Source organism: Streptomyces sp. WELS2, from assembly GCF_013870595.1.
Taxonomy (GTDB): Bacteria; Actinomycetota; Actinomycetes; order Streptomycetales; family Streptomycetaceae; genus Streptomyces.
In genome coordinates, this window is the sequence record NZ_JACBWZ010000371.1 from 1 (window position 1) to 5,921 (window position 5,921).

At 74.1% G+C, this 5,921-nt stretch carries 4 protein-coding genes; 1 reads left to right on the forward strand and 3 read right to left on the reverse strand.

Annotated elements, in window-relative coordinates:
* Nucleotides 1–597 precede the first annotated feature (597 nt).
* From H5J33_RS20750 to H5J33_RS38355, 3 genes are all read right to left on the reverse strand, one after another.
* Nucleotides 598–1,971, reverse strand: coding sequence for a serine hydrolase (locus H5J33_RS20750; protein ID WP_181796425.1), 1,374 nt, complete (start codon nt 1,969–1,971; stop codon nt 598–600).
* Nucleotides 1,972–2,073: 102 nt separating this feature from the next.
* Complete coding sequence (locus H5J33_RS20755) at nt 2,074–3,282, reverse strand: cytochrome P450 (protein WP_181796426.1); 1,209 nt, start codon at nt 3,280–3,282, stop codon at nt 2,074–2,076.
* A 675-nt stretch (nt 3,283–3,957) separates the two neighbouring features.
* Nucleotides 3,958–4,785, reverse strand: a complete 828-nt coding sequence (locus H5J33_RS38355; protein WP_309485454.1) for a hypothetical protein — start codon at nt 4,783–4,785, stop codon at nt 3,958–3,960.
* Between the two features lie 159 nt (nt 4,786–4,944).
* Between H5J33_RS38355 and H5J33_RS20765 the strand changes: the two genes are divergently transcribed.
* On the forward strand, nt 4,945–5,921 hold a 977-nt coding region (locus tag H5J33_RS20765), incomplete at its 3' end, for a PP2C family protein-serine/threonine phosphatase (RefSeq protein WP_181796427.1).

Genomic DNA, 5,921 nt, shown 5'->3' on the forward strand with positions numbered 1-5,921 from the left:
ATGACCGGGGCCGCGAAGGTGAACAGCGCGGTGTGGATGTAGTAGAAGACAGCTCGCCGAGCGTCGGATACGCCCGTGCCGCGCCGCTCTCCGGCAGGCCGGCGGCGGGGCCGGCCTTCGGCAGGGGGGACGCCGGAGCGGGCTTGTCGTGCAGGTCCGTCATGGGTGAAGTCCTTCGGAGAGCGGAACGCGGGACGATACGGCGCGGGGCGGCCCCGGTGGCCCCGGGGGCGGGGAGACGGGCGCGGGTCACCGGCAGTGCGTGACGGGACGGCGATGCGGTGCGACGGTGCCTGCTGTCCGGGAGCGGTGCTCGGTGTCCCCACGGCAGCCACCAGCTCCCCACCGGCCGTACCCGCGGAACCGGCCGCACCGGAGCGACCGAAGCGGGCCCCGACCCGGAACCGGAACGGGAACGGGAACGGGAAACGAGAACCCGGAACCCAAGTCCTAACCGAAACCGGACCCGGAGCCGGGCCTCGACACCGCGACCGGCACGGCCTCAGCCCGGCAGCCGGCCCCGAACCGGCACCTCACGGCACGGGCACGGACACCGGCACCGAACACCTGAACCGGTACCGATACCGGCGGCGCCCCTCAGCCGTCGTCGGCCCGGCGCGCCGTGCGTCCGGAGATCTGTACCCGGTCGACCCGGCCGGTGGCCGGATCGCGGTGGAACCGTCCGCCGGGTTCGAGCCGCCCGGTGGCCGGATCGCGCAGATCGCAGGACAGGTCGGCGTAACAGACCAGCGGGAGGGGCAGGTCCCCGTCCACGGAGAGGGCCGGCGCGCCGTCGGGACCGGGCGCGACGCGGTAGGTCGTGGTGCCGTTGCGGTACGTGCCCGTGCAGCCGGGCAGGTCGACGGGGCGCCCCCGGTCCACGGCCCGCGGGCCGGCCGGCACCGGGATGCCGGTGAGCCGGGTCACCTCCTCGGCGAGGTCGTGCCACAGCGCGGTCGCGGACCCGGAGTTGCCGGTGAAGGCGACCACGGCCCCGCTCTCCGGGTCGGCCCGCAGATGGCAGGACGTGCCCTGGGCGTTGCCGTCGTGACCGCACCAGATCCGGTCGTCCCGCCGGTACAGGGCCAGTCCGGGGCCCCAGCCGTCGGCGAGCGTACCGGGCCGGGCGGCGCTCTCGGGCCGGCGCATCTCCTTGGCGACGGCGGGCGGCAGCAGGTCCGAGCGGCCGGTGAGCGCGTTGCCGAACGCGACCAGGTCCAGGGCGCTCGCGAGCAGCGCGCCGGCCGGTGCCTCCAGCGGCGCCAGGTTCTGCCGGGCCGGACGGGCCTGCCCGGTCGCGGTGTTGACGGCGTGCCCGGCGGCCACGGGGCGGGCGGGCGTGGTGTCACCGGTGAACGCGGCCCGGATGCCGAGGGGTTCGAGGAGCAGCGCCCGGACCGCCTCGGGCCACGGCATGCCGGTGACGGTCTCCACCAGCCGTCCGGCGGCGACGTAGCCGGCGTTGGAGTAGGAGAAGTCGGTGCCGGGCGCGAACAGCAGGTCGCGGTCGGCGCAGACGGCCGCGAGATAGCGGGCGGCGGTGGTCGTGGCGGCGGTGTCCGAATCCGGCCCGGTGGGTAACCCGCCTGTGTGGGACAGGAGCTGACGTATCGTCACCTCGGGTATCCCGGTCAGCTCGGGGAGCTGGCCGGCGGCGGGTTCGTCGAGGTCCAGGTCGCCGTCGTCGGCCAGGAGCAGGACGAGCGCGGCGGTGAAGGGCTTGGTGAGCGAGCCCAGCGGGACGGCGGTGTCCGCGGTGAAGGGGCTGCCGGTGGTGACGTCGGCCGTGCCGGTGTGTACGGCGATCACGTCCGTGCCGGTGTCCACGGCCAGTTGGGCTCCGGGCACCCGGTGGGCCCGGGCGAGGGCGTCGAGGCGGTCCTGTAACTCCCGGTGCGTTTCCCGCGACTCCCGGGGCGAGGGGGACGGTGTCCGGGAGGCGGCCGGAGCGGCGGGGATGGTGTACGGCATGAGAAGGGGACTCCGTTGGATGGGTCTGTGGTGCGGGCGTGCCGGTCCGGCCCGTGGTGAGCGGTGCGGGGGGCCGGCCGGAGGGCGCTGCACGCGCCGGGACTAGGGTCTGCCGACCTCGACGGGCAGCTGTCGTACGCCGACGATGACGGCCGGGTTCTGGTAGGCGATGTCCTCGTAGGAGGGGATCGCCAGCATGCGGAATCGTTCATGCAACATACGCAGGGCGATCCGCGCCTCCAGCCGGGCCAGGGGCGCGCCGAAACAGAAGTGGATGCCGTGCCCGAAGGTCAGATGGGGATTGGGACTCCGGGTCACGTCGAAGACGTCGGGCGTGGCGAACCGGGCGGGGTCCCGGTTGGCGGCGCCCAGATGGGTCATCAGCAGGGTGTCCGCCGGGATGTCGTGGCCGCCGAGGACCACGGGCCGGGTGACCCGGCGGCCCAGCTCGGGGAAGGGCGGCAGCCAGCGCAGCACCTCCTCGACGGCGGCCGGGATGCGCGTGGGGTCGGCGCGCAGCGCGGCGTCCGTGCCGGGGTGGCGGTCGAAGGCGACGACGGCGTTGCCGAGCAGTGCGGTGGTGGTGATGTGCCCGGCGACCAGCAGCAGCGCCACGAAGCCGACCATCTCCTGGTCCCGCAGGCGCACGCCGTCCACCTCCGCGGCGATGAGTCTGCTGGTGAGGTCGTCGCCGGGGTCGGCGCGGCGGGCGCGGATGTGCTCCAGCACGTAGCCGTTCATCTCGCGCACCGTGGGGGCGATGGCGTCCAGCGCCCGCTCCAGGTCGGCCATGTCGGGGGCCTCGCCGAGCTGGTCGCCGCCGAACAGCACGCTCGCCCACTCCTGGAAGAGCCGGTGTTCCCCGGCGGGGATGCCGAGCAGTTCGGCGATGACGATGATCGGCAGCGGGTAGGCCAGCGTGTCGACCAGGTCGAACCGGTCGCGGTCGGCGACGGCGTCCAGCAGCCGGGCGCAGACCGCCTCGATCCGGGGCCCGAGTCCCTGGACGACCCGGGGGGTGAACGCCTGGCTCACCAGGGCACGGAGCCTGCGGTGTGCCGGCGGGTCCATGCCGACGAAGTTGCCCTGGCGGAAGGTCTCGAAGTCGGGCTGGGTGGGGGTGAGGGCGGACAGGTCCGAGGAGTACGTCGCCGGGTCGGCGAGCACGGTGGCGACCGACTCGTGGTCCAGCACCTGCCAGACGCCCTGTGCCTCGTCGTACCGCACCGGCCCGGCCTCGCGTAAGCCCCGCCAGCGGTCGGGTAACTCCTCCAGCAGGAGGCGCTCGCCCGTCTGTTGCTTGCTGATCACCTTGTCTCCTCGCTAGCGGGTGGCGCGTGCGGGCACGCGGAAATCACACACCGAGGCGGTCCGGGGCCCGCGCCCGGCCCGGGGCACGCGCCGTTCCGGACACGGCTGTGCCGACGCTTTCCGGACATCGGGCCGGGGGCAACGCGTGGCACGGGCTGCCTTGGCTGTGGCGGTGGGACGGTCGGTCGCCGTCCGTCGGACGCCAGGTGCGGGCCCCCTTGGTCCTCAACAGATGCGATACAGGACGCGGTGACCGCGCGGCCGGCCACGGCCCCGCGGCGAGCCCCGTCGTGTGGCGCGCCAACCCGGCATACCCCATCCCCTCGGCGATACCTCCCGCGCAGCGATCACGCGGGACCCTCCCGGCTCCTGTACGACAGCGGGGCCCCCAGCCCCGGCCGTTCGAAACGAGGTGAGATGACGCGTTCTCGGCGCCCGCCCTCCCGTGTGGAGCGGATGCCACCCGGTGATGGGCATGGTGCACACCCCGGGACACCTTCGTTTCGAGGGAACTCGGCCACAGTCTTCACGGTGTGTCACGCGCAAGCAACCCCCTGAAGTTGAACGGAGAGTACTGTGCAGGTGCTTTTGCGTCACCATCGCGCCACTCCGCCGGCCCATCGGCGCGTGTCGAGGCGGCGGCCTGATCGTCGACCCCGCGTGTGCCCCGGCGGCTCACCGGCAAACCGGGCGCGGGGAAAAAGATGCCAGGGGGACAGCTGTGAACCCGCTTCCCGTCCCTCCGGCCGCCCGCTCCGGCGCCCTACCGGCCGGTACGACGGGTTGGCCGAACCTCGCCTGATCTGTGGTGACGATTCGGCCACCGGACACGCTGGGACCGCCGCCCGTACGACGACGCGACACGCCGGGGGCGACTCGGCTCCGCCAACGGCCCATCCGGCCCGTCGGCGGCCCGCCCCGCGCCCGGTCGCCCCGGCGCCGGACCGCTCCGGGATACGGAACCCACCGGTCCTCTAGTAGGCCTACGGTTTCGGCCACGCCGGCGTGACAGGGGCGCACAGAAGCCATCCGTACGCCACACGCGCACTGCGCGCTCAACGTGCGCCCTATCCGCCGAAAAACCCACCGCGCGCCCCACCCGCCGAAACGCCGGCCGTGCGCCCCACCCGTCGGCCAGAACCGTGCGCCCCGCCCGCCGAACGCGCAGCCGACGAACGCCGTCCACAGCAGCGCGTGCGCCTCCCGGATCATCCGGGGCCCCAGCGCCAGCAACGCCGCGCACAGCACCGCGAACACCAGCGCGCTGACGAAGCCGAGCAGCAGGTTCCAGCCGGTGATCGGGCCGCCGGAGCGGTTGTTGGCCGCGACCCAGTAGCCGTAGACCAGGCCCAGCACGACCGGCACGCCGATCCGGGCCAGCTTGTGGGTGCGGGCGTCGAAGACGTCGGGCGGGCGGGCGCGTACATCGGTGGCCCGGCCCTCCACCTCGGGCGTGCGGCCGGGCCGGGACATGCCGCCGGGCGCGGGTGCGGCTTGAGCCATGAGGGCACTCCTCTCTCCTCGCCCCCGATCCCTCCGCTACCAGGGCACACCGGTGCGGATGGCCCGGCAACTCGGCCGGGAGGGTGCCGGGCGCCCGGATGCGTGCGGACCTCCCCCGTGTTTCGCTGAGGACATGGAGGGCTGCCGGCCGTGACGTGGATGGAGTACGGGCGGCGACCGCTGCTGCGGGTGCGCGGCCGGAGCGTCGCCTGGCTGCTCCCGCTGCTGCTCCTCGCCGGCGTCGTGCTGGCGGACTTCTCCACCGGCGAGAGACTGCGGATGATCTCCTGGATCGTCCTGGTACCGGGCATCTCCTCGGCGATCTGCGGGACGTGGACGACGGCCGGGTACGGGCTGCTCGCGGTGGCCACGTACGTCTTCGTGGACAGCGCCTGGCCCGAGCAGTACCAGGCCGGGCTCGGCGACTTCATCCTGGTCGCCGTCGGCGGCGCCCTGGCCACCCTCGCCGCCGCCGTGCGCGTGCGCCGGGAACGGCAGGTGCTGCACATCCGGGACATCGCCGACACCACCCGGCGCACCGTGCTGCGCCCGCTGCCGCCCGACTGGGCCGGGCTGGAGCACGCGGGGGTGTACCTGGCCGCCGACGTCGAGGCCCGGGTCGGCGGCGACTTCTACGACATCCAGCCCAGCCCGCACGGCACCCGTGTCCTCATCGGCGACGTGCAGGGCAAGGGCCTCGGCGCGGTGGAGGCCGCCGCCGCGCTGCTCGGCACGTTCCGCGAGGCCGGCTACCACGAGAAGGATCTCGCGACCGTCGCCGAGCGGCTGGAGATCCGGATGCTGCGGCACCGCTCCCACACCGTCGCGCTCGGCGGGGCCGACGGCGACCGGTTCGCCACGGCCGTCCTGATCGGCTTCCCCGGGGACACGCCGGAGATCCTGGAGATGGTGAACTTCGGTCACGAACCGCCGCTGGCCGTCGGCCCGCGCGGGGTCCGCGAGCTGCCGAGCGGCGAGGGCATGCCGCTGGGCTGCGCCGATCTCGCGGGCGGTCTGCTGCCACCGGTGCGCCGGGTGCCGCTGGCGCCGGACGAGACGCTGCTGCTGGTCACCGACGGGGTGACCGAGTCCCGCGACGGGCCCGGCGACTTCTACGACCTGCCCCGCGAGATCGC